This window comes from Rhodoluna limnophila (assembly GCF_005845365.1).
Lineage (GTDB): Bacteria > Actinomycetota > Actinomycetes > Actinomycetales > Microbacteriaceae > Rhodoluna > Rhodoluna limnophila.
In genome coordinates, this window is the sequence record NZ_CP040509.1 from 1,026,032 (window position 1) to 1,049,644 (window position 23,613).

A 23,613-nucleotide genomic window follows, 5' to 3' on the forward strand; every position below is an offset into this window, starting at 1 on the left:
GTAAACTTGAGCCATGTCTGAAATCATCATCCCATCTGAGTTTCTTCCAGTAGACGGCCGCTTTGGCTGCGGTCCTTCAAAATTGCGTTCCGCGCAAATCGCCGCATTTGCCACTGAAGGTTCAAAACTCATGGGCACCTCACACCGCCAGGCTCCAGTGAAAAACCTGGTCAAGCGGGTTCAGGATGGTTTACTCGAACTCTTCCACAACCCTGAGGGTTATGAGATCGTGCTCGGCAACGGTGGATCGACTGCGTTCTGGGACGCTGCTGCTTTCTCAATGGTCGAGAACAAGGCGCAAAACCTAGTTCACGGCGAATTCGGCGCAAAGTTTGCTTCAGCACTCACCAACCCTTGGCTTCAAAAACCTACGGTGATCAATGGAACCCCGGGTTCTCGCCTTGAACTTCAGGCTGAAGCAGGCGTCGACTCCTACGCATACGCTCAAAATGAGACTTCTACTGGCGTCGTTACCCCAGTCAAGCGTGTTTCTGGTGCAGACCAGGGCGCTCTAATGTTCACCGATGCAACCTCGGCAGCCGGAGGCATCGACTTTGACGCCACTGAGACCGATGTCTACTACTTCGCGCCACAGAAGAACTTTGCATCTGACGGCGGCCTATGGTTTGCCCTGATGTCGCCTGCGGCAATCGAGCGAACCGAGAGAATCGCTGCGACCGACCGCTACATACCTGAGTTTTTGAGCGTGAAGACCGCCATCGATAACTCACGCCTCAACCAGACCCTGAACACCCCTGCGATTGCAACATTGTTCTTGCTGGGCGAGCAGATCGATTGGATGAATGAGAATGGCGGTTTGGCTTGGGCAGACGCTCGAACCAAGGCAGCCTCTGACTTTTTGTACGAATGGGCTGACGCATCAGAGTTTGCTACCCCTTTTGTCAGCAACCCAGAGCACCGATCACAGGTTGTAGTCACAATCGACTTCAACGATGAGATTCAGGCGACTGACATTTCAAAGGTGCTTCGCGCCAACGGAATTGTAGATGTGGATTCTTACCGCAAGTTGGGCAGAAACCAGTTGCGTGTGGCCACATTCACCGCAACCGAGCTTGATGACATTAAGCAGCTCACTAAGGCGATTGACTACGTAGTTGGCCAGCTAGCCTAGGCTAAAGCCATGCGGTTTTACGTAAAAGATACCGAGCGTAAGCCCGACCCAGCTCCGGTCAAGACAAATGCCCGTCTGGTTATTGCAGTGGGTGTCGTGCTTTGGGCTGTAGCTCTAGTCCTCGGACTTATTTTTAGCGCCACGCTTGCGTCTGCGCAAAAATCGTGGTGGCTTTCTACGTGCCTTTTCGGCATTGCCCTTGGCGTTTTCGCCTTCTTCAAGGTCCGCAACCGCTAACGAAGGCTCATCGTCTGAATCGTTGGAATCAGATGCTGCCTCATCTTCGGTGCTAACCTCCGCGGCCTCGTCTTGATCATCGGCGAGCGCAAGTGCGTCAGCATCCTCAGCCTCGTCAACATCGTCGGCTTCATCGGAATCGTCTGACTCATCAGCTTCTTCTGCTTCTTCTGCATCTAGGGCAGCCTGGGCTTCAAGTTCAGCTTGCAGAGCTTTGTAGTCCGCAAGTCGCTCAGACCATGGCACCCAATCCGGGGCAACTAGTGAATCAACCCCAGGCATGAGCAATATTTCAGAGACGGTTGGCTCTTGCCCTTCAGGCGCATAAACAGTGACTGACCAACGCCAGCCAACGTAACCCTTTAGCTTGCTCTCGAAAAGGTATGACTCCGTTGAGTCGCCCTCGTCGAGAACCTCAACTAGAAAACCAATGGTCTGCTTAGACGTGGTTCCGAGAAGAGCCTGATAGGCAAAACCTTGATTATTACCAGCTGATGACTTAGGCATCCAGCTCGTCTGCCAACTTACGCAACAATGAGGCAATCTTCTTGCCATTGGCGCTCTCTGGGTACTTGCCGCGCTTCAAACCGCCACCGATATTGTCGAGAAGACGGATGAGGTCCTCAACGATCACGGCCATTTCGTCAGCTGGCTTGCGGCTCATCTTGACCAAGCTTGGCGGCGCATCTAGAACGCGTACTGATAGAGCCTGGGCCCCGCGCTTGCCATCAGCAACGCTAAATTCAATGCGAGTGCCTGGCTTGATTGAAGTGGTTCCAGCCGGAAGGGCGCTGATGTGCAGGAATACCTCGCTACCCTCGTCGGATGCGATGAAACCAAATCCCTTGTCTTCGTCGAAGAACTTGACTTTACCGGTTGGCATGGATACCTCTTTCGTAAATCCAAACTCTCATTTTACAGGGAATGTGTCGGCTCGGCACGGGTATCCTAGAAGGATGGCTAAACAAAGCGCAAACCCTCAAGACTCTTCGGCTTCACGCCTTGAAAAAATTCTGGCTTACATGTCAGCCGGCCTGATCGGAACTTCGGTTTTGGCCATGCTCGCAACCTTGATTATCGCGGCCACCGAATCGGCAAATCCAGAAGTTGGAAGCTCTGTTCTTCCGCCGTTCTTGGTGTTCTACCCACAGTTCGGCTTGGCGGCCGGTGCTCTTTGCATCGTCTCACTAGTCATCACTAGCGTTCGCCGCCGCTCTCGCGAGAATAAATAGCTCTTAAGCCCGGGGGAAGACTTTATGAGCGAGATTCTGAATGTTGCCGCAGCACTGCGACATAAATCAGACGCTCAGCTTGAGCAACTAATTGCTCAACGCATGGTTAGTTCAACTAGCCTGCGTGATTTTTTTGATCTCGCCGAGGCAATTACAAAACCAGCATCGGTTTCTGCAGCGATTGCTGGACTACCGCGATCACAGGCCCAAGCACTGACACAACTAGCCGATGGGCTACCGGCTGATGAGCAACAACTCAAGAACCTGGCTGCGCTCGCGTTGGTTGATGACCATGGGGCACCCTTTGAATCTACGGTCGAATCGCTCAATCAGTTCAGGCAGATTGCGCCTGTTTCGCCAGTTGCGCTACCCAACGAGCCAGAACCACCGGCCCAGGAGCAGATCGACCGCGACGCAGGCATTGAAATTTTTGAAACCCTGCAGGCGATGACCGAATTGATTTTTGATTTGGAGCAGCGATTCGTCAAAGAAGTCGGTAAGAAAAATGTGGGGCTACCCGACCTAAAGCGGTTGGCTAATCACCTGAACAAAACCACAGACTATGCCCGCGAAATTTACGAACTGGCTGGTTGGTCAAACCTAGTTTTCTTAGCCGAAGGCCGCTGGCAACTAAGCGCTGAGGCTGATGCCTGGCTTGAATGGCAACCGTGGCAGAGGTTTCAACACCTGGCAAAAATTTGGCGCGGCATCCTCGGAGATGCGTCTGCGCACGAGCTCGAAAATGCGCTCCAGGGATCTATTGGACTGGTGTCGCTGAGTACCAAGCTTCAAGAAACCTACCCTTTTGCAGACGGGTCAGTCACTTCAAAGATCTCTAAGTTGGGCAACCTCGCAGAACTACTTGGCCTTTCGGCAAACGGATGGATGAGCAGCTGGACGGCATCGGTGCTGAAAGAGAATTTTGCCGAGGCTGCCAAAACAGCCAAGCAATTTTTACCAGCGGAGCAAAGCCGGTTGATCTGCCAGGCAGACCTTTCGATCATTGCCCCCGGCCCGCTGCCTACCGAACTTGAGATGCAATTGCGCAGGTTCGCCAACACCGAGCAAATCGGCATGGCATCAACATATCGATTGAACAAACTGAGCATTTCTCATGGCCTTGAGACTGGCCTGAAGGCAGATGAAATCCGCAATCTTTTGCTTGAGCTGACCGGTAAAAACCTGCCTCAACCGGTTGAGTATCTTATTGATGAAACTGAACAGCGATTCGGTCGGCTAACCATCTCTGAGGGTGGCGAGATTCAGCGTTCGATTATTCGAGCATCGGACCCAATTTTGCTGCAGGCAATTATCAATGAGGTCAAACTCAAACCGTTTGCCCTACAGAGCACTATCGATGGAGCTTTGGTTAGCCGCTTTGAACCAGAAGTGGTCTATTACGGACTGCGCGAGATTGGCCTTGCCGCCATACGCGTTGATGAAGCAGGGCGAGTAATTTCGCCAACTGAAGTTCACCAAGCATCGGGAAGCACCGAAATTGAAACTGCGGCAAAGGCAGACATAAGCCGCCTTCGTGAGCAGGATGCGCGGGTAGGTGAGGCTCCAGACGGCGACGACTTGCATCGTCAGATTCAACTGGCAATCAAGAACAAAGCAAAAGCCTGGTTTACCGTCGTAACTGGTGACGGCTCGGAACTGCTATTTCTTCTCGAACCGATCGGCATTGCCAATGGGAGACTCCGAGCTAAGGACCGCAAAGCTGACATTGAGCGAACCATTCCAATTGCCAGCATCACCAAGGTGACATTTGAGTAGCACGGGTGGCACTCATCCGAGCAAAGTAGGCTTTAAGGATGACTAGCGGACCACTAATTGTTCAGAGTGATAAGACAGCACTGCTAGAAGTTGATCATCCGCAAGCAGCAGATGCCCGTCATGACCTCGCGATTTTTGCAGAACTCGAGCGCGCACCGGAGCACATTCATACCTATCGAATCACTCGGCTTGGACTGTGGAATGCGCGAGCCGCGGGTCACGACTCAGATTTTGTCCTCGGGATTCTGGATAAGTACGCAAAGTTTGCAATTCCTGGCTCAGTCCGCTCGGACATCACAGAGACGATGTCTCGATATGGTCGCCTGGTAATTCAGCGCAGTCCAGATGGCGAACTTGAACTTTTCTCCAAAGATCGCGCGATTCTTCTCGAAGCAAGTCGCCACCGCAAGATTGTCGAATTACTGGACGGCCCAATCTCCAATGAAGCTTTTCGAATTCAGCCTTGGGCTCGTGGGCAGGTAAAGCAGGAGCTGTTAAAGCTAGGCTGGCCGGCCGAGGATTTTGCTGGCTACACCGAGGGCACACCGCACGAAATTTCAATGCAGCAGGGCGACTGGAAAGTGCGCGACTACCAGAATCAGGCTGTTGAAAAATTTTGGGCCGGTGGCTCTGGGGTTGTGGTGTTGCCTTGTGGAGCGGGTAAAACTATTGTTGGCGCAGCCGCTATGGCTGTGGCAAAGACCAACACCTTGATTCTGGTGACCAACACAGTCTCTGCACGTCAGTGGAAGACCGAGCTTATGCGCCGGACTACCCTGACTGAAGACGAAATTGGCGAGTACTCAGGATCACTCAAAGAAATAAAGCCGGTAACCATCGCGACCTACCAAATTCTCACGACCAAGCGCAAGAGCGAGTACGCCCACCTTGCCCTGCTCAATGCCAATGACTGGGGACTCATCGTCTACGACGAAGTTCACCTCTTGCCTGCACCGATTTTCAAGATGACGGCTGACCTTCAGGCTCGTCGCCGATTGGGGCTTACCGCGACCTTGGTCCGCGAAGATGGCAAAGAGGGCGACGTCTTCTCACTAATTGGTCCCAAGCGCTTCGATGCACCTTGGAAAGAAATTGAAGCCCAGGGATACATCGCGCCGGCCGCATGTTTTGAGGTAAGAATCGACCTTCCCGAAGAGGAGCGCCTCAATTACGCGATTGCGAGCCAGGAGGACCGGTACCGAATTTCAGCCACCTCTGGTTCAAAGATTCCGGTAATCAAGGCTCTGCTAGCCAAGCACCCGAGTGAGCCGACTCTGATTATTGGTCAGTACTTGGATCAAATCCATGCTGTTTCAGCGGCCTTGAACGTTTCAGAAATCACCGGTGAGACACCAATTGATGAACGTGAACGCCTCTTTGAAGCATTTAGAACCGGTGAAATCACGTGCCTAGTAGTTTCTAAGGTGGCAAACTTTTCCATTGATTTGCCGGAGGCATCGGTGGCCATCCAGATTTCAGGGTCATACGGTAGCCGCCAGGAAGAAGCGCAGCGTCTAGGGCGCTTGCTAAGACCAAAGGCAGATGGGCGTTCAGCAAACTTCTACACGTTGATTGCTCGCGACACTATTGACCAAGATTTTGCCCAGAATCGGCAACGGTTCTTGGCCGAGCAGGGCTACAGCTACGAGATTATCGATGCTGACGCACTCTAAGGCCACGCAGAGATCTAGCAGAAACACCCCAGTTACCTTTCAGGCTACTCACAGCAATCTCTGAAAAAGTAGTGTCATGGAAAACGTGAAGGTACTTATCGTCGATGACGAACCGAACATCCGCGACCTACTCTCAACCAGTTTGAGATTTGCCGGCTTCAGTGTGCACGCAGTGGCCAACGGGGCCGATGCAGTGACCGCTGCAGAAAAAGGCAACCCAGACATCATCTTGCTTGACGTAATGCTGCCGGACATGAACGGTTTTAGCGTTACCAAGAAGATTCGCTCAATGGGCATCAATGCCCCGGTGCTGTTCTTGACCGCTCGTGACGAAACCGAAGACAAAATCACTGGCCTGACCGTCGGTGGCGATGACTACATGACTAAGCCATTCAGCCTGGATGAAATTGTTGCCCGAATCAATGCCATTCTTCGACGCACCAAGGCCGCCGAGGTCGAGGAATCAGTCCTGGAGGTTGGCGAGATTCGCATCAACCAAGACGCACACGAGGTTTTTGTAAACAACGAAGTGGTTGACCTCAGCCCAACCGAGTACAAGCTGCTCCGATTCTTGATGTCCAACCCAAACCGAGTCTTGACCAAGGCTCAAATTTTGGACCACGTCTGGGAGTATGACTTCAACGGCGAAATGGGAATTGTTGAGTCTTACGTTTCTTACCTGCGCAAGAAGCTAGACCCACTAACCAGTGAGCCGCTTATTCAAACAAAGCGTGGCGTTGGCTACATGTACAAGTCAACTAAGAACGGCAAGTAGAAACCTAATTGTCCTCAAAACTCGGAACCGCATGGGAGCAAATCTCCCTACGCACAAAGCTGACAGCGCTATCTGTAGCGTTGATTGGCATTTTGCTTGCGGTTTCTAGTTTTGGAACCATGGCGCTGCTGCGCACCTACTTGGTCGCCAACGTTGACACGCTGCTTAGCTCAACCGCTGCAACCCTCAGCCACGAGGACCCAACTCAGCTTGAAGAAAGACTAGCTAGTCGTGAACTCAGGCTGCCAAGCCTGCCCAGTGATTTTTACATTGGATACGTCGACCAGTCTGGTGCGCTACTAGTTGGTCTGGTCTCTTCCGCGAGCGATCTTGATCGCGTTCCCAACCTTTCCAGCTTCAACACGGTGAATGTTTTAGCGACTCGTGGTTTGCCATTTGAAGTAGATGCCCAAGGCAACGTCACAGATGATGCCGGCATCGATGGCTGGCGCATGGTCGCTGTCCCGCTGACCACCATGCCTGGCTCTCTGGTTGTTGCATTACCAACCAACGCCAACGGTGCTTTGCTTTCGCAATACGCATCCATCGGTGGCAGTTTTGGAATTTTGCTGCTGCTGCTCAGCGGACTAAGTATTTGGCTAACCATCACATCCGCCCTGAAGCCGCTGCGTGAGGTCGAGCGAACCGCCACTTTGGTTGCCGAGGGTGACTTTTCGCAGCGACTTATCGAGAGACCTGGCGACACCGAAATTTCGAGGATCAACCGCTCACTAAACACAATGCTTGACGGGCTAGAAAACGCATTCCAGGACCGATCCCGAACCCTTGAACAGATGCGCCGCTTCGTTGCCGATGCCTCACACGAACTGCGGACTCCCCTAGTCTCGGTGCGTGGATACGCAGAGCTGTATCGAATGGGTGCACTCAAGAAGCCTGAGCAGGTTGCCGAAGCTATGGGCCGCATCGAGTCTGAGGCAATTCGCATGACCGGACTCGTTGAAAGCTTGCTTACCTTGGCTCGTCTCGATGATGCCAAAGAGCCGCCAAAAACCACGACCAACCTAGTGACTCTGGCCATTGATGCTGCCAAAGATGTGCATGCTTCCTCGCCAAAGCAGAGCATCGCAGTTTTTAACACCGATGGCGTGCCGCTGACTGAAGCTGACGAAGTTCTTGCCAAAGTGGATGCCAACGCCATGCGTCAGGTGTTCACCAACCTTCTGGCCAACGCATCGCGCTTTTCTGCCAAAGATGGCTCAATCGAAATTGTCCTTGACGGTTCGTCCCGAGTCGACGGCAATCCTTGGGCCATCATCGAAGTTCGCGATCACGGCGAGGGTATCCCCGAGCAGCTTCGCGAAAAAGTTTTTGAGCGCTTCTATCGAGTTGATAACTCGAGAAATAGTGAAACTGGCGGTTCTGGACTGGGTCTCGCCATCGTTTCGAGCATCGTTAGATCTCACCAGGGCTCAATCGTAGCCCTCGAAACTGCTGGTGGCGGAGCCACTTTCCGAGTAGCGATCCCTGCCTAGTTATTCACATTTTTTTGTAATTCGCCCTGGCGCGGTGAGCCCTGCGCTGATGATTTTGGCATGACTCAATTCACCGTAGACAGCGATCAAGTAATGGCGGCAAACGCCAACATCCAAATCACAATCTCCAAACTCAGCAACGAGGTCCAACTGCTTCACGGGCAACTTCAAGGGTTGCAAGCTTCATGGACTGGTCTGGCTGCGACCAGCTTTCAGGAGCTAGCCAGCCGCTGGCGGATTACGGCCGGGGCTGTCGAGGCTCAATTGGCTGAGCTGGGTAACGCCCTTGGAATGGCAGCTCAGCAATACTCCGACATTGAACTGTCCAACCAGCGATTGTTTTTGTAGACCAAGGTAAACCGAAAAAAACTGGGTGGCTCCCGAAGGAACCACCCAGTTTTGGTAATTCAGACTTAGAAGTCCATGCCACCCTGTGGTGCGGCAGCCGGAGCAGCTGGCTCTGGCTTCTCAGCAACAACAGCTTCGGTGGTCAAGAATAGACCTGCAATTGAGGCTGCGTTCTGAAGTGCAGAACGGGTCACCTTCACTGGGTCGTTAATTCCTGCCTGAAGCATGTCAACGTACTCGCCGGTAGCTGCGTTTAGGCCCTGGCCTGATGGCAAGCTTGCAACGCGCTCGGCAACTACGCCAGGCTCTAGACCTGCGTTGATTGCGATCTGCTTTAGTGGAGCTGAGATCGCAACGCGTACGATGTTTGCACCGGTCGCTTCGTCGCCAGTCAATGACAACTTCTCAAATGCAGTCTTGCCAGCCTGTAGCAATGCAACACCACCACCGGCAACAATGCCTTCTTCAACTGCAGCCTTGGCGTTACGAACAGCATCTTCGATGCGGTGCTTGCGCTCCTTCAGCTCTACCTCAGTGGCAGCACCAGCCTTGATAACTGCAACACCGCCGGCAAGCTTCGCTAGGCGCTCCTGCAGCTTCTCGCGGTCGTAGTCGCTGTCGGTGTTGTCGATCTCGCGGCGAATCTGCTCGACGCGGCCAGCAATCATGTCCTGGTCACCAGCACCCTCAACAATGGTGGTCTCGTCCTTGGTGATTACTACCTTGCGAGCGCGACCCAATAGGTCAAGAGTGGTTGCGTCTAGCTTTAGGCCAACCTCTTCTGAGATAACCTGTGCGCCGGTCAAGATTGCGATGTCCTGAAGCATGGCCTTGCGACGGTCACCAAAACCTGGTGCCTTCACAGCCACAGACTTGAAGATTCCGCGGATCTTGTTGACGATAAGGGTTGCAAGAGCCTCGCCCTCGATGTCCTCAGCAATGATCAACAGTGGCTTGTTGGCCTGGATCACCTTGTCAACGATTGGAAGCAGGTCCTTGATGTTTGAGATTTTTGAGTTTGCAATCAAAACGTATGCATCTTCAAGAACTGCTTCTTGGCGCTCTGGGTCGGTGACCATGTAGGCCGAGATGTAACCCTTGTCGAAGCGCATACCTTCGGTTAGTTCAAGCTCAATGCCGAAGGTGTTTGACTCTTCAACGGTTACAACGCCCTCGCGGCCAACCTTGTCGATTGCCTCTGCGATTAGTTCACCGATTTGTGAGTCACCAGCTGAGATAGACGCGGTTGCCGCAATCTGCTCTTTGGTCTCTACCGGCTTTGCGTTTGCGATTAGCTCTACGGTTACGGCGGCAACGGCCTTTTCGATGCCGCGCTTCAGGCTGATTGGGTCTGCACCAGCAGCAACGTTACGAAGGCCTTCACGAACTAGAGCCTGAGCAAGAACGGTTGCGGTAGTGGTTCCGTCACCAGCAACGTCGTCAGTCTTCTTTGCAACTTCTTTAACCAGTTCTGCACCGATGCGCTCGAATGGGTCGTCCAGCTCGATCTCCTTGGCGATCGAAACACCATCGTTGGTGATGGTTGGGGCGCCCCACTTCTTTTCAAGAACAACGTTGCGGCCGCGTGGGCCAAGGGTCACCTTAACTGTGTCAGCAAGGATGTTCAGGCCGCGCTCCATACCGCGACGGGCCTCTTCATTGAAGTGAATGATTTTTGCCATGTTGGATTCAATCTCCTGTAAGTATTTAGCACTCGATGCGTTTGAGTGCTAACTCTATTTTGGCACTCTCCACCCGAGAGTGCAAACACATTTGATTGCGCTGTGGGCAAAAGAAAAACCCCTCCCGAAGGAGGGGTTTTTTGTAAAAGATCTAAGGGTCTTAGCCGATTACGTTTACAGCGTCAGCCTGTGGGCCTTTGTCGCCGTTCTTGACTTCGAACTCAACACGCTGGTTCTCTTTGAGTTCCTTGTAGCCATCTGACTGGATTGCTGAGAAGTGTACGAATACATCCGCTCCGCCATCCTGAGTGATGAAGCCGAAACCCTTTTCAGCGTTGAACCACTTTACGGTTCCTTGTGCCATTGCTTTACTCCTGTTACTAAACGACGTTCAGAGAAATCTTTCTTAGAACGAGTCGCATAGAAAAGAGCTGGTGCTACGGATACTGCTACGACCACTTCTAACATTAGCCTCGTAGCCGTTAATCACCTAGGGAATTCAAGTAGAAAAGCAAATCCTTTATACAACGGTTATAACTACTCCCCAGCAGGAAGCTCGTAGTCCTCGCCCAAAACAATGGTGATTGGCTCAGCAAACTGAGTAGAAACAGTAACCAGAGGTGATCCGACTAGCTTGGCAATGGCCTCAGCCTCGGCCCGGAACAGTTCATCCGTGATGGCAATGGTGGTTACCGCGATTGATGTCGGCAGCCCCTCTGCGTCAACCAAGTTCTCAGTTACGACAACGTTGTAGCCTGCATCAACTAAATCACTTGAGAATGGAACACCCGCTGCTTCGGTGCCGGTGCCATCAATAACGCCAACTTCAGGCCGAGTCTCAACAGATGCGGTTGGAGATGGCGAGGCGTTTGAAATTACACCCTCAAAAATCGCAGCGTTATCGGCCAACTTGAGCCCTCCGTAAGCTAGGGCTCCAACCACTACCGCCGCCGCAAAAATACGCAGCCATTCCAAAACGCGGTCCTTGGCTGTCCTGCGTGCGCGGTGTCGGCCGCCAACCTGGGTAGCGGCGTCAAACTCGTCTACCGGGAACTTTTTAGCCATGAATCCTGCTTATCGTAAAGGCACAACAAATCCTGTGCCCTTCAATATTAGGCGGACGAAAGGTATGACTGTGGACTATCCAGTTAAGAAAACCGACGAACAGTGGCGAGAGGAACTCACCGAATTTGAGTACCATGTCTTGCGCCAAGCCGGAACCGAAAGGGCCTACACAGGCGATCTTCTAGACGAGCACCGGGTTGGCACATTTTCTTGTCGTGGCTGTGGCGCCGAATTGTTCAAGAGTGAAGCGAAATTTGATTCTCACTGCGGGTGGCCGAGTTTTTACGAGCCACAAGCCGGCGATGCCGTTGAGCTTTTAGAGGACCGAAGCCACGGCATGGTTCGAGTTGAGGTACGCTGCGCAAACTGCGGCTCTCATCTGGGGCATGTTTTTGAAGATGCCCCGCAGACCCCAACCGGAGACCGATTCTGCATCAACTCAGTCAGCATTACGTTCGATTCAGAGGTGTAATTCGAAAAAACGCAGAAAGCGCGATAATACAAGCCGATAACACCAAGGTTAAAGCAATTACTGTGCTTGCAACCCCCTCGTAATCGAGCGGCTGTTCTGGGTGCGGATTTGCGGGCCAATCAAAGAACCAAATTACAAACGCGTACCAAAAAGCACTGAAGGCTAGACCTAACCTAAGGGATGTTGTAATTACCCATTTGAGTGAAAATTTACGACGCCTAAAAACCGATTTTCCGGCCTGTAAAATACCAATCACTGCAATGTGCACCCCCACGAAGATAGCCGCGTTTCTGAGCACCGAAACACCATAGACATCAGAGACAATGCCCCTGCCAACCAAGATGCACAGAATAAAAGATGCCCCTGAAACTAACGCCAATTGCAACTCAGGTTCAGGGCCAAGGTGTAAGGCGTTTGAGCGGAAACCATATCTTTTCAAGAACATCACCAATTGCACTTCTCAATGATCCAAGTTTGCAGATTGGTAGTTGCAGCCCGATGCCCCTCTAGGTCCCAAGTGGGCTTCGTATCAATCCCCACTAAACTGCTGACGAATATGACAGGCGCCCCCAACGCATGACAATTCCATTGATTCTTGTATGTAGGCCGAGAGAGTAGGTAATCCCTTAGGGTAAAGCCATATTTGGCCCCGACTTTAACCAAGACCTCGTTCCATCCTTCAACAGAAACGATGTAAAAAGCTTGGCTGTAGCTCCATGGCAACACGGTACTCATACCGTAAATCGAACCCAGCCACGGGGTTACAGATATCGAGTATTTGTAGGACCCCTGCAATGGCGAAATTGAAACGTTCGAGATAAGAGCTAGCCCCAGATAGGGATCAGCCGTAATCGGGTAGGCAATGTTTATCGCTTTATGTTCAATAGTTTGTGTCAGTTGGCCCTCAGAGAATGAAAAAGAGGTTTTGACTGAATTTCCAAGAGCATCAAATGCCCAGGGTTCGGCCAACCAAGCCAGAGTTGAGCCGTCTTCGGAAACGACTTTAAATAAGTCACGGTTTCCTAGTTCGATAATTTCCATGCTCTCCGCCCCAGCGAGGTCGAAGGTGAAACTTTCAGGCGCGGCCGGTCCGTCTAGAGTTATTAGCAGCTGCAGGCTGTTTTCGCTGTGCTCTCCAACTCGCACGCTGTGCCACGGAGCTTCACTGACTAGCTTCCCCTCAATCCCAAGTTCCCCTGAGGAAATGCCTAAAATTTCGGAATCAACTGAAATCTCTTGCGATTCAAAGCCAAGTATCGCCTCTGGCATAAGGTCAGCTTTGGCCGGCGATACACCGGCTAGAAACAGAGAAATTGCCAAAACAAACGTAAATGGTCGCCTCATGGCAAGAGCGTAGCACATCGAATTCGCGGTAATCGTTTAGCAGTCAAGGCTATACCTATTGTGAGAGGAGGCCGACAGGCCTCTGAATAGCCCCACACAGAAATTGTAGAGCCGACTAGGGGACTCGAACCCCTAACCACCTCATTACAAGTGAGGTGCGCTACCAATTGCGCCAAGTCGGCCAGTTGCTCTAAAGCAACTTGTCTAGACTACTGCGTCTAGAGCTTTTTTGCAGGTATTTCTAGCCCTGCGTTGCAGCCTGCAAGAACTGTGCAAATCGAGCTGGGCTAACCAACTCTTCTCCGGTAGCCCAGGTGTACTGCTGACCGTTCACAATGATGGTTGGTGTTCCACCCATTTTTATGTCAGTGCCAGGCACTACCTCGTTCAAAATCCGAGTTGTAGAGGCAGTCAACCAAGAGTCGTAGCTTTTGTTGTTGATGCACTCGGCAATAACTTCGCGATCTGAAGCGCCAGCTTCAACAGCCCAGTCAATTAGCTGTGCGTTATCTGGCCCAGCAGTGCCTTCAGCAGGCTGGTTTTCGAACAGAATCTGGTGAAATCTGAAGAATGAGTTTGGTGCCTCTTCGGCGACACAGATTGCCGAGTTAGCTGCGCGGCTTGAGTAAGAGTTCAAAGACTGGCCATCAAGGAAAGAAACCGGGTGGACTTCAAGGGTTGCTGCGCCCGATGAAACCCAGCTCTCAATCTGTGATGAGTTTGGCACCTCAAAAGCCTGGCAAATTGGGCACTGGTAGTCGACATACATGATGATGTTTGGAACCTCAGCCGAGCCAGAACTTGGAGTCACTGAAGGCGATGGTGTTGAGGTCTTGGTGTACAGCTCGAGGTTGGCACCAACCTTGACACCGTCATTGAACGAGAAGTTTGCTGGGGTTAGCTCAACCTTGTTGGCGCCAGAGACAACTACCGATGTGACGATGGCTACCGAGCCTAGAATCGCGGCAACGATGCCGAGGCGCAACAAGAGCTTCTTACGCTGCTCGCCCTTTTTGTGCTGTTCGCGCATTTCACGTGCTTTTGCTCGAGCTGCTTCACGCTGTTCGCTACGAGTTGGCTTGTTCGGAGTCATGAAAATCCTTTGCTGTTAAGTCACGATTTGGTGACAGTCAGGTTTTCTAGTCTAGATGAGCGGTGCTGGCTGGAATAATAAAAGAGTTCAGCAGCGTCGCTGGTGAATTTCTTACACAACGGATCGTCCGGCACGTACCTGCCGGTGAAGGAAATAGAAAAAATGGCATCAGTAACATTCGACAGCGCCACCCGCATGTACCCAGGCGGTACCCGCGCAGCAGTTAACAAGCTAAACCTAGAAATCGCAGATGGCGAGTTCCTAGTTCTTGTTGGCCCATCAGGTTGCGGTAAATCAACCTCTCTCCGCATGCTTGCGGGTCTTGAAGAAGTCAACGACGGCGCAATCCGCATCGGTGACCGTGATGTAACCCACACCCCACCAAAAGACCGCGACATTGCAATGGTTTTCCAGAACTACGCTTTGTACCCACACATGACCGTTGCTGAGAACATGGGCTTTGCCCTAAAGATCGCCGGCGTGAGCAAAGAAGAGCGCGCAGCTCGTGTTCTTGAAGCAGCGAAGCTTCTTGACCTTGAGCAGTACCTAGCCCGCAAGCCAAAGGCTCTTTCAGGTGGCCAGCGTCAGCGTGTAGCAATGGGTCGTGCCATTGTTCGTAAGCCACAGGTGTTCCTTATGGATGAGCCGCTTTCAAACCTTGACGCAAAGCTTCGTGTTCAGACTCGTACTCAGATTGCGTCTCTGCAGCGCCGCCTTGGTGTAACCACTGTTTACGTAACCCACGACCAGGTTGAAGCTATGACCATGGGTGACCGCGTTGCTGTTATGAAGGACGGCCTTCTACAGCAGGTTGCTACCCCACAGGAGCTTTACGACCGCCCAGCAAACGTATTTGTTGCCGGATTCATTGGCTCACCGGCCATGAACCTAATCCAGCTTCCAATCGTTGACGGTGGAGTTCAGTTCGGTACTGCAGTTCTTCCGGTTGAGGCTTCAGTTCTAGCCAAGACCAGTGCAAAGACCATCACCGTAGGTATCCGCCCAGAGAACATGTCTGTTTCAAAGGACAAGGGTGTTGCCGTTGAGGTTGACGTTGTTGAAGAGCTAGGTGCCGACGGTTACCTATACGGTCACACCACCATCGATGGCGCAAAGGCTGACGTAACCGCTCGTGTTGACGGTCGCGTTCACCCACACGCTGGCGACAACGTATTCCTGATCCCTGAGGGCGGAATCGTTCACTTGTTTGACGTTGAGTCAGGCGAGCGCCTCAACTAGTGACCTCACTAGACATTACGGCTGCCACGGTAGAACCAGCTCTGCTGGATCTACCGTGGCATTTGCCATTAGAGGACTGGCCGGCTGAAAACATCGCTGCCCTACCCAAGGGCCTCAGCCGCCACACGGTTAGATTTGCACATCTAAACGATCACGTAATCGCAATCAAAGAGACTCTTCCAGAGCTGGCCAAGCGCGAATACGACATGCTCAAACTGCTCATCAAACTTGATGTTCCATGCGTTGAGCCTTTTGCCATAATCAACAATCGCACCACCGATGACGGCGAAGAGCTGCTATCGGTGTTGATTACTCGACACCTAAAGTTTTCGTTGCCGTATCGAGCGATGTGGTCACAGGGGCTTCGTCCTGAAACTGCCACCCGCCTTGTGGATGCACTGGCTCTCCTGCTGGTTCGCCTACATATTGCCGGGTTCTTTTGGGGCGATGTTTCACTGTCAAACACCCTGTTCCGCAGAGACGCCGGTGCTTTTGCGGCGTATTTGGTTGACGCAGAAACTGGTCACCTATACGACTCAGGCCTGTCAAAGGGTCAGCGTGAGAACGACCTCGAGATTGCCCGCATTAACATCGCCGGTGAATTGATGGACCTCATCGCCAGCGGTAACGCTCAGCCGGGAGTGGATGCACTTGCTACGAGTGAGCGAATTGTTGCCAAGTACCGTGAACTGTGGGATGCCCTAACCGGCGTCGAAACATTCGAGGCCGCCGACCGCTGGAAGATTAACCGCAGGGTCGATCGACTCAACGACCTTGGCTTTGATATCGAAGAACTAGCCATCAAAACGGATGCGTCCGGCACCCAGGTGCGAATTCAGCCCAAGGTTGTTGATGCTGGTCACCACACCCGCAGGCTGATTCGCCTAACCGGTTTGGACGTTGAAGAGAATCAGGCTCGCCGACTACTAAACGACCTGGACCAGTATCGCGTTGATCACCCTCGACCTGGAGCAGATGAAGAGGTGTTGGCCCATGAATGGCTGAGCCACGCATTTGAGCCGGTTGTAACAGCGATTCCGAAGGACCTATCTGGACGATTAGAACCTGCTGAGGTCTACCACCAAGTTCTTGAGCACCGCTGGTATATGTCTGAAAAGGCGTCTCGGGATGTTTCTTTGGAAGAGGCAACCAGCAGCTACATCGAGAATGTGCTGCGTAACCGCCGCGATGAAGAGGCCTACTTGGGTGCTCCGACCGGAGTAATCACGCTTCCGAATGCGATTCCATCGGGCACCATTGTTGTGGCCGAGGATGACGAAGAAGTTGATTGGCGCGACCTGGTCTAACAATCATCGACCGTTACTTAAATAGTTGATCCCCGACCATTGGTCGGGGATCAACTATTTAAGACGATGTTTAGCGCTTTAGCGCAGCGCGGCGCTTCGATACCTCATACAAGGTAACGCTGGCAGCAATACCGGCGTTTAGAGACTCCGTGTCGCGGGCAATTGGAATCGACAGAACGGCATCGCAGTTTTCAGTCACCAAACGCGAAAGACCCTTGCCTTCAGAACCAACAACCAGAAGCAGCGGCTCAGTTGCAAGCTCAAACTGAGGAAGACTCATGTCGCCGTCTCCGTCAAGGCCGACAACAAATACGCCACGCTTCTTGAACTCTTTGAGCGTGCTGTTTAGGTTTGCCGCCAAGGCAACCGGCACGCGAGCAGCGGCACCGGCCGAAGTCTTCCAAGCCGAGGCGGTAACACCGGTTGATCGACGCTGAGGCAAAATTACGCCCTGGCCACCAAAAGCCGCCACAGAACGAATGATGGCACCGAGGTTTCTTGGGTCAGTAATACCGTCGAGGGCAACAAATAGTGGGCGCTGACCACGAGCCAACACCATGTCAAGCATTTCCATCGGGTGCTGGTACTTGTATGGCGGCACCGATAGCGCAATTCCCTGGTGCACGGAGTCAAAGCCGGTCATGCGGTCCATCTCAGGGCGGGTTACTTCATTCACCGCAATACCGCGTGAAGCCGCAATCTTGATTGCTTCTTTTACGCGGTCGTCCATTTCAATGCGGGCTGCGATGAAAAGTGCGGTGGCAGGAACCTTTGAACGCAAGGCCTCGACTACTGAGTTGCGGCCTGAAAGAACCTCAGATGCGTCGGCAGCCTTGGCTACGCGCTGACCTGAGCGAGCGGCTGCACCGCCTGAACCTGCGGTGCGGGCAGCAGGTGCCAGAAACTCTCCGCGGCGAGCAGGAACAGCACCGGTAGCAGCCTTGTGCTTTTCAGCTGCAGCCTTGGCCTTGTATGCCTTGTGGTACGGGCGGTCTTCAGCCTTTGGAGTTGGTCCGCGACCCTCAAGAGCCTGCTTTCCGTGACCTCCGGTACCTACCTTTAATCCTTTTTTGCCCTTAGCTGCGCCTGGGCGACCTGGTTTTCCAGCCATTTAACTAACACTCCAATGGGTTCCGTCGGCAGCATCTTCAATTGAAATGCCTGCTGCCTTTAGTTGATCTCTAATCGCGTCTGATCGCGCGAAGTCTTTGGCTGCTCGAGCAGCGTTTCGTTCAGCAATAAGTTCATGAATCAATGACCCGAGAGCTTGGGTGTGGGCTGAACCAGCCGATGTTTCAGAGTTGGACTCTAAACCCAGCACTTCGAGCATAGCCTGTACGCAGATTACTGCCTTTCGGACTGCAGCAGCATCACCGGCATCGAGGGCTGCATTTCCCTCTCGGACTGTATCGTGCAGCACTCCAAGTGCAACCGGGATGGCTAGGTCGTCATCCATGGCAGCAATAAACGCGGTTGGCAGCGCCTCAAGAGTTGAGCCCTCAAAGATTTCACTCGAACCAGAACGGTTGGCTCGCGCTACGAAGTTTTGAATGCGACCGAACGCCGTTGCCGCCTCATCGAGTACGCCCTCGTGATAGTCGAGAACTGATCGGTAATGCGCTGAGCCTAGGTAGTAGCGAACCACCGCTGGCTCGGCGGCCGCAAGAAGGTCTGCCGCAAAAATTGAGTTGCCGAGTGACTTTGACATTTTTTGGCCATTCACATTAACCAGCCCATTGTGCAGCCAGTAATTTGCAAACTTGTCACCCGCAGCTGAGCTCTGGGCCAACTCGTTCTCGTGGTGCGGGAACCGAAGGTCCAGTCCCCCACCGTGAATATCAAAGTTAGAACCCAGATACTTGGTAGCCATTGCTGAACATTCGATGTGCCAGCCCGGGCGCCCCAAACCAAAGCGCGTCGCCCAAGCTGCAGACTCAGGTTCATCTGATTTGCGCGCCTTCCATAGGGCAAAGTCGTGTGGGCTTCGCTTTCCGCGAAGGTCGGCGTCTGCATCAGCATCCATGTCGTCAACACGCTGGTTGGTAAGTGAGCCGTATTCAGCCCATTTTGATGCGGCAAAGTAAACATTGGCCGAGGCATCATCTGCCTGATACGCGTATCCGTTTGCAATCAAACGTTCAATAAGCTCGAGCATCTCAGGTACTGCGCCGGTAGCACGTGGTTCATAGGTTGGCGGCTTGATACCCAATGCCGCATAGGCACGGTTGAACTCAATCTCGAACCGATACGCCAAACCCCACCATGGCTCGCCGGTCACCTTTGCATTCTCGAGCACTTTGTCATCGATGTCGGTCACATTGCGAACCAGCGTGACCTGCATACCCTTGACCTCAAGCCACCTGCGCAACTGGTCGTAAACCAAAGCCGAGCGGAGGTGACCTACGTGTGGCAAACCCTGAACGGTCGGGCCGCAGAGGTAAATACCAACCTGACCGGGCGTGATAGGCGCAAAGGCGCGAACAGCTTGAGCTCGTGAATCAAATAGGTTTAGGGTCACGATTTCAGCCTACCTTCGGCCCTAGAAATCAGCGCTGAGGCTACTGCTGCAACACCCTCGGAGTTACCCAAGAATCCCAGTCCATCTGTGGTGGTCGCACCCAGAGTGACCGGAGCCCCGATCAATGCGGTTAGCACCGATTCGACGCGGTCCCGGTGAGGAGCCACCTTTGGGCGATTGCCAATAATTTGAACGGCCACGTTTTCTACTCGGTAACCGTTTTCAGCCAAAAGGTTCAATGCACCTTCGATAAACACGCGCCCATTGGCACCGGCAAACTCAGGGCGATCGACACCAAAATTTGAACCGATGTCGCCCAGACCGGCAGCCGAAAGCAGAGCATCAACAATGGCGTGACTTACTGCATCGCCGTCACTGTGACCATCCAGACCTCGTTCGCCATCCCAGATGACCGTTCCTAGGTAAAGCGGCTTAGCTGCCTCATCGGTAAATCGATGCACATCGGTACCGATTCCGGTGCGCATGTTTCTGGCAAAACGAAGCTCGGCGGCAGCAAGGTCATCTGCTGTGGTGATTTTGAATGCCCGCGCATCACCCTGGACCGCATTGATTTGGATGCCGTGCGCCTGAGCCAGAGCAGCGTCATCGGTGTATTCATGCTTTGAGTTCTCGTAGGCATCTTTCAGCGCTGAGGCCACAAAACCCTGAGGTGTTTGTGCGGCTCTGAGGGTGTTGCGGTCGATGGTCTCGCGGACAATTTCATCATCAACTCTTTTGATGGTGTCAACCACATGCATAACCGGCAGGGCAGCCAGACCCGAGCGCCTAACCTCGGCGGCTACTTTCTCAAACAGCGATGCCGGCGCAAGCGCTCGAGCAGCATCGTGAACCAGCACGACCTCGACATCTGGATCTAGAGCGCCCAGTGCAATTTGAATGGACTGCTGCCGAGTTGCGCCACCGGGCACGACGTCAAAACGAACCGACTTTCCCGCAAGAGCTGCATCGGCAAGCTCCGCGGTCTGCTGCTCGTGACCGGCAGGAACAGCAATAATCACTTGCTCTAGGGCAGCGATGTCGGCCACATTTTCAAGAGTGTGCTGAAGCAGTGACTTCTCGGCAAGATTTACAAAAGCTTTAGGTTTGTCGGCACCCAGTCGTGTGCCCAGCCCCGCAGCAACAACGACCACCGCAAGATCGCGAACGGTCATGGTTAGAACCTAGGAGGCTAGAACTTCGTCGAGAGTGGCAGAAGCCTTTTCTTCGTCAACCTTGCGGGCAAGCGCCAACTCTGAAACCAAAATTTGACGAGCCTTGGCAAGCATGCGCTTTTCACCGGCTGATAGACCGCGATCCTGGTCGCGGCGCCAAAGGTCACGAACAACCTCAGACACCTTTACTACGTCACCAGAGGCAAGCTTCTCAAGGTTTGCCTTGTAGCGGCGTGACCAGTTGGTTGGCTCTTCGGTGAATTCGGCTCGCAATACGCTGAAAACCTGCTCAACACCCTTTTTGTCGATGACGTCGCGAACGCCGACCATCTCAACATTTTCAGCCGGCACCCAAATGGTGAGATCGCCCTGGGCAACCTTTAGCTGTAGGTAGAGTCTGGTCTCGCCGCGAATGGTGCGGTCAGCAACCTCGATGATTTGTGCAGCACCGTGGTGTGGATAAACGACGGTTTCGCCGACTTCAAACTTCATGTGGGTGATTCCCTTCAGAAACCACTATTTTACCACAGCACAGAGGCAATAGATAGGGATAAACTAGAGGGGCTATTGAGCGTTTCTCAGGAGGAATAATGGCAATCCGCAAACTTGCAGCAGTTTCAATCGCCGCGGCCGTAATGCTGGGCACAAGCGGCTGCAACTTTACTAGCCCTGTTGCATCGATGGAGCAGTATGCTCCAAGCGACGGCTCGCAGATTGACCTTGAGAACGTGAAGGCCCGCAACTTTATCTATGTTGCTGGCGAAGAATTTGGCGGCCTATTCGGCACCCTGGTTAACCCTTCTCTAGAAGCTCAGACCGTGCGTATTCAGTACACCGATGCCACTCTTGCAGAGAAGAAGTCAATTAGCGTGAACCTTCTTCCAGGCGGAGTCCTTGACATCGGTTACAACGGAACTGCCCCACTTTTGGTTGACCTCGGCTCAACCCCTGGGGCAATGGTCAGCATCTACCTAAACGAGGGAAGCAACAGCGGTCGCGAGTTGAACATTCCTGTTCTTGATGCAACCCTGCCTGAGTACCAGCCTCTGGTTGACGCACTCAACTCAACAGTGCCTGCCTCAGCAGAATAAGAACCTAAGCAAAAACACCTCCCAATCGGGAGGTGTTTTTCTTTATCCGGCTTTGGACCGGCTTAGACTTCGAACTTATATCCAAGGCCTCTGACCGTCAGAATGTGAGCTGGTCGAGCCGGGTCGTCTTCAATCTTGGAACGAAGACGCTTTACGTGAACATCTAAGGTCTTGGTGTCGCCGAAGTAATTTGATCCCCAAACACGATCGATGATTTGGCCTCGAGTGAGCACTCGATTGACGTTCTCAAGCAGCAGTTCTAGTAATTCAAATTCCTTTAGAGGCATCGCAATTTTTTCGCCATTGACAAAAACCTGGTGACGGTCAACATCCATGCGAACCGGTCCGGCCTCAAGCAACCCGGCTGCCTTAACAACCTCAACGGCATCTGAATTGCGGCGCAAAACTGCCTTCATACGAGCCAAAAGCTCGCGGGTTGAGTAAGGCTTGGTGACGTAGTCATCCGCGCCAATTTCTAGACCCACAACCTTGTCGATTTCGGTGTCTTTTGCGGTCAACATGATGATTGGAACCTGCGAGCTCTGACGAATCACTCGGCAGACCTCGTTGCCATTTACTCCCGGCAGCATTAGGTCAAGCAAAATCAGATCGATGTTGTTGCTAGCGAATTTTTCGAGTGCCTCGTTTCCATCAGCAGCCTCAACAATGTCAAAGCCCTCCTTGGTGAGCAGGTAAACCAGCGGATCGCGAAGCGACTGTTCGTCTTCGACTACTAGTACGGTCGTCATGCTTATTTACTCGTTTCGATTGATTTTGCTGCCAGAGGTAGACGGATAGTGAAGGTAGAGCCATGCCCCAATTTGGACTTGATTTGAACCTCACCCAGGTGTTTCTGAGCGATGTGCTTCACGATGCTTAGACCTAAGCCAGTTCCTCCGGTAAGGCGAGAACGGCTCGGATCTACACGATAGAAACGCTCGAAGATTCGCTCTTGGTCCTCGACTGAAATACCGGGGCCTTTGTCTGACACGGCAATTTCAGCGATGCCTTTGCGTTTGCGCACGGTGATCGAAACCGCCGTTTTTTCATCGCTGTAAATAACGGCATTTTCAATGAGATTTTTTACGGCAGCCTTCAGTAGTTCGTCATCACCAAAAACTTTTGCACGATCGGCCAGGCGCACCTCGAACTCAATCGACTTGTTGCCGGCTAAGACTTGATTTCGATCCACGGCCTCTGCGACAACCTCGTTGAGGTCGACAATTTTTGTCAAACCTGCAACCTCTTTGGCCTGGACATGCGAGAGCTGAATGATGTCCTGCACCAGGTGCGCCAACCTCTGAGATTCGGTCTCTAGGTTCTTGGCAAATTTCTCCACCTGGGCCGGGTCATCAAGGGCCATTTGGATGGCCTCGGCAAGCAAACTGATTGCGCCAATCGGAGTCTTTAGCTCGTGAGAAATATTGGCAACAAAGTCACGCCGAGTTTCTTCGAGGTTGTGGCTTTCGGTTCGGTCTTCGACCAAAAGCAAAACGTAGCCTTCTCCGAGGTGAATGGCCCGAGCATTAACAAAGAGTGTGGTTTTACCTAGTTCTGAAACCAGGGCCAAATCGCGGCCACGGGCCTTAGTCGGTTTTTTTACCGATCTAGCCTTGGCCACCAGGGCTGTGAGCTTTGGGTGGGCCAGTTCTTCGTCTCTTACCAAACCCAGAGCAAAAGCACTCTTGGTGGCCCGGACAATTTTGTCCTCGATGTCTAAAACCAAACCTGCGGAAGCAAGGGCGTTTAGTGGACCGGTAATGCCATCAAGTACTACCTGTGACTTCTTTTGAACTTCTTTGGTTCGGATGGTCGTCCAGCCAACCATGGCAACAGAAGCGGCGCCCACCACGAATGCAGTGATAACTGCTCCCCAGAATTCCGCGCCGTAGTTCATAAGGTTAACACTAGGTTATGGGGCATACTGAGTCTCAGCTTCAAACGGCTACAAGGCCTGCAATTCT

The 23,613-nt window shown here is 52.7% G+C and carries 25 protein-coding genes, 1 tRNA gene and 1 pseudogene; 12 read left to right on the plus strand and 15 right to left on the minus strand.

All coding sequences use genetic code 11. From position 1 onward, the window contains the following. Positions 1–13: 13 nt before the first annotated feature. Both serC and FFA38_RS07020 read left to right on the plus strand, forming a co-directional pair. A complete protein-coding gene (gene serC / locus FFA38_RS05045; RefSeq protein WP_138275697.1) occupies positions 14–1,132 on the plus strand; it encodes a phosphoserine transaminase in 1,119 nt (372 codons plus the stop codon). A 9-nt stretch (positions 1,133–1,141) separates the two neighbouring features. After that, positions 1,142–1,369 (plus strand): DUF2530 domain-containing protein, encoded by a 228-nt coding sequence (locus FFA38_RS07020; RefSeq protein ID WP_138315731.1) that lies wholly within the window; start codon positions 1,142–1,144, stop codon positions 1,367–1,369. Between the two features lie 117 nt (positions 1,370–1,486). On the opposite strand, the pseudogene FFA38_RS07025 reads toward FFA38_RS07020, so the two are convergent. Continuing rightward, positions 1,487–1,924: pseudogene (locus FFA38_RS07025) on the minus strand (DUF3027 domain-containing protein); the annotation flags it as partial. Then, complete coding sequence (locus tag FFA38_RS05060; RefSeq protein ID WP_138275700.1) at positions 1,869–2,252, minus strand: cold-shock protein; 384 nt, start codon at positions 2,250–2,252, stop codon at positions 1,869–1,871. The pseudogene FFA38_RS07025 and the gene FFA38_RS05060, both read right to left, overlap by 56 nt. A gap of 73 nt (positions 2,253–2,325) precedes the next feature. Between FFA38_RS05060 and FFA38_RS05065 the strand changes: the two genes are divergently transcribed. From FFA38_RS05065 to FFA38_RS05090, 6 genes are all read left to right on the plus strand, one after another. After that, the gene (locus FFA38_RS05065; RefSeq protein ID WP_138315733.1) at positions 2,326–2,601 is read left to right on the plus strand and encodes a hypothetical protein; all 276 of its coding nucleotides are present in this window, start codon (positions 2,326–2,328) and stop codon (positions 2,599–2,601) included. A gap of 24 nt (positions 2,602–2,625) precedes the next feature. Then, positions 2,626–4,377, plus strand: coding sequence for a helicase-associated domain-containing protein (locus tag FFA38_RS05070; RefSeq protein WP_138315734.1), 1,752 nt, complete (start codon positions 2,626–2,628; stop codon positions 4,375–4,377). A 38-nt stretch (positions 4,378–4,415) separates the two neighbouring features. Continuing rightward, positions 4,416–6,050, plus strand: coding sequence for a DNA repair helicase XPB (locus FFA38_RS05075; RefSeq protein ID WP_138315735.1), 1,635 nt, complete (start codon positions 4,416–4,418; stop codon positions 6,048–6,050). Positions 6,051–6,126: 76 nt separating this feature from the next. Continuing rightward, positions 6,127–6,825 carry a response regulator transcription factor gene (locus tag FFA38_RS05080; protein ID WP_138275704.1) on the plus strand — a complete coding sequence of 233 codons (699 nt, stop codon included), beginning with the start codon at positions 6,127–6,129 and terminating at the stop codon, positions 6,823–6,825. Between the two features lie 8 nt (positions 6,826–6,833). Continuing rightward, a complete protein-coding gene (locus FFA38_RS05085; RefSeq protein ID WP_138315736.1) occupies positions 6,834–8,318 on the plus strand; it encodes a sensor histidine kinase in 1,485 nt (494 codons plus the stop codon). Between the two features lie 60 nt (positions 8,319–8,378). Next, positions 8,379–8,666 carry a WXG100 family type VII secretion target gene (locus FFA38_RS05090; protein WP_138275706.1) on the plus strand — a complete coding sequence of 96 codons (288 nt, stop codon included), beginning with the start codon at positions 8,379–8,381 and terminating at the stop codon, positions 8,664–8,666. A gap of 65 nt (positions 8,667–8,731) precedes the next feature. On the opposite strand, the gene groL is transcribed toward FFA38_RS05090, so the two are convergent. From groL to FFA38_RS05105, 3 genes are all read right to left on the minus strand, one after another. Next, entirely contained in the window at positions 8,732–10,348 is a 1,617-nt protein-coding gene (groL, locus tag FFA38_RS05095; RefSeq protein ID WP_138275707.1) for a chaperonin GroEL, read from the minus strand. A gap of 160 nt (positions 10,349–10,508) precedes the next feature. After that, the gene (locus tag FFA38_RS05100; RefSeq protein WP_138275708.1) at positions 10,509–10,712 is read right to left on the minus strand and encodes a cold-shock protein; all 204 of its coding nucleotides are present in this window, start codon (positions 10,710–10,712) and stop codon (positions 10,509–10,511) included. Between the two features lie 173 nt (positions 10,713–10,885). Then, a complete protein-coding gene (locus tag FFA38_RS05105; protein ID WP_138315737.1) occupies positions 10,886–11,413 on the minus strand; it encodes a LytR C-terminal domain-containing protein in 528 nt (175 codons plus the stop codon). 70 nt (positions 11,414–11,483) lie between these two features. Here FFA38_RS05105 and msrB point away from each other — a divergent pair, with 70 nt between their 5' ends. Then, positions 11,484–11,885, plus strand: a complete 402-nt coding sequence (gene msrB, locus FFA38_RS05110; RefSeq protein WP_138315738.1) for a peptide-methionine (R)-S-oxide reductase MsrB — start codon at positions 11,484–11,486, stop codon at positions 11,883–11,885. Here the strand turns inward: msrB and FFA38_RS05115 are convergent. The 4 genes from FFA38_RS05115 to FFA38_RS05130 form a co-directional block, all read right to left on the minus strand. Then, positions 11,863–12,336 carry a hypothetical protein gene (locus FFA38_RS05115; protein ID WP_138315739.1) on the minus strand — a complete coding sequence of 158 codons (474 nt, stop codon included), beginning with the start codon at positions 12,334–12,336 and terminating at the stop codon, positions 11,863–11,865. The two genes, msrB and FFA38_RS05115, sit on opposite strands and share 23 nt — an antisense overlap. Continuing rightward, positions 12,330–13,229, minus strand: a complete 900-nt coding sequence (locus FFA38_RS05120) for a hypothetical protein (RefSeq protein WP_138315740.1) — start codon at positions 13,227–13,229, stop codon at positions 12,330–12,332. The genes FFA38_RS05115 and FFA38_RS05120 overlap by 7 nt, the downstream gene beginning before the upstream one ends. 109 nt (positions 13,230–13,338) lie before the next feature. Beyond that, positions 13,339–13,411, minus strand: a tRNA-Thr gene (locus FFA38_RS05125). Between the two features lie 59 nt (positions 13,412–13,470). Then, on the minus strand, positions 13,471–14,322 hold the full coding sequence (locus FFA38_RS05130; protein ID WP_138315741.1) for a DsbA family protein: 852 nt from the start codon (positions 14,320–14,322) through the stop codon (positions 13,471–13,473). Between the two features lie 162 nt (positions 14,323–14,484). Between FFA38_RS05130 and FFA38_RS05135 the strand changes: the two genes are divergently transcribed. Then, positions 14,485–15,561, plus strand: coding sequence for an ABC transporter ATP-binding protein (locus FFA38_RS05135; RefSeq protein WP_138315742.1), 1,077 nt, complete (start codon positions 14,485–14,487; stop codon positions 15,559–15,561). Then, complete coding sequence (locus FFA38_RS05140) at positions 15,561–16,868, plus strand: DUF4032 domain-containing protein (RefSeq protein WP_138315743.1); 1,308 nt, start codon at positions 15,561–15,563, stop codon at positions 16,866–16,868. Before FFA38_RS05135 ends, FFA38_RS05140 begins: the two co-directional genes overlap by 1 nt. A gap of 70 nt (positions 16,869–16,938) precedes the next feature. On the opposite strand, the gene rlmB is transcribed toward FFA38_RS05140, so the two are convergent. Genes rlmB through FFA38_RS05160 form a run of 4 tightly spaced genes read right to left on the minus strand, consistent with a single transcriptional unit; the run spans position 16,939 to position 21,050 of the window. Continuing rightward, positions 16,939–17,979 carry a 23S rRNA (guanosine(2251)-2'-O)-methyltransferase RlmB gene (gene rlmB, locus FFA38_RS05145; RefSeq protein WP_138275714.1) on the minus strand — a complete coding sequence of 347 codons (1,041 nt, stop codon included), beginning with the start codon at positions 17,977–17,979 and terminating at the stop codon, positions 16,939–16,941. Continuing rightward, positions 17,980–19,386 carry a cysteine--tRNA ligase gene (gene cysS, locus FFA38_RS05150; RefSeq protein ID WP_138315744.1) on the minus strand — a complete coding sequence of 469 codons (1,407 nt, stop codon included), beginning with the start codon at positions 19,384–19,386 and terminating at the stop codon, positions 17,980–17,982. It abuts the gene before it with no gap. Beyond that, the gene (gene ispD, locus FFA38_RS05155) at positions 19,383–20,558 is read right to left on the minus strand and encodes a 2-C-methyl-D-erythritol 4-phosphate cytidylyltransferase (RefSeq protein ID WP_138315745.1); all 1,176 of its coding nucleotides are present in this window, start codon (positions 20,556–20,558) and stop codon (positions 19,383–19,385) included. Before ispD ends, cysS begins: the two co-directional genes overlap by 4 nt. A 9-nt stretch (positions 20,559–20,567) precedes the next feature. Next, on the minus strand, positions 20,568–21,050 hold the full coding sequence (locus FFA38_RS05160; protein WP_138275717.1) for a CarD family transcriptional regulator: 483 nt from the start codon (positions 21,048–21,050) through the stop codon (positions 20,568–20,570). Positions 21,051–21,148: 98 nt separating this feature from the next. Between FFA38_RS05160 and FFA38_RS05165 the strand changes: the two genes are divergently transcribed. Next, positions 21,149–21,649 carry a hypothetical protein gene (locus tag FFA38_RS05165; RefSeq protein ID WP_138315746.1) on the plus strand — a complete coding sequence of 167 codons (501 nt, stop codon included), beginning with the start codon at positions 21,149–21,151 and terminating at the stop codon, positions 21,647–21,649. 62 nt (positions 21,650–21,711) lie between these two features. On the opposite strand, the gene FFA38_RS05170 is transcribed toward FFA38_RS05165, so the two are convergent. Both FFA38_RS05170 and FFA38_RS05175 read right to left on the minus strand, forming a co-directional pair. Then, on the minus strand, positions 21,712–22,398 hold the full coding sequence (locus tag FFA38_RS05170) for a response regulator transcription factor (protein WP_138275719.1): 687 nt from the start codon (positions 22,396–22,398) through the stop codon (positions 21,712–21,714). A 2-nt stretch (positions 22,399–22,400) separates the two neighbouring features. Then, positions 22,401–23,546 carry a sensor histidine kinase gene (locus FFA38_RS05175; protein WP_138315747.1) on the minus strand — a complete coding sequence of 382 codons (1,146 nt, stop codon included), beginning with the start codon at positions 23,544–23,546 and terminating at the stop codon, positions 22,401–22,403. Positions 23,547–23,613: the final 67 nt, after the last annotated feature.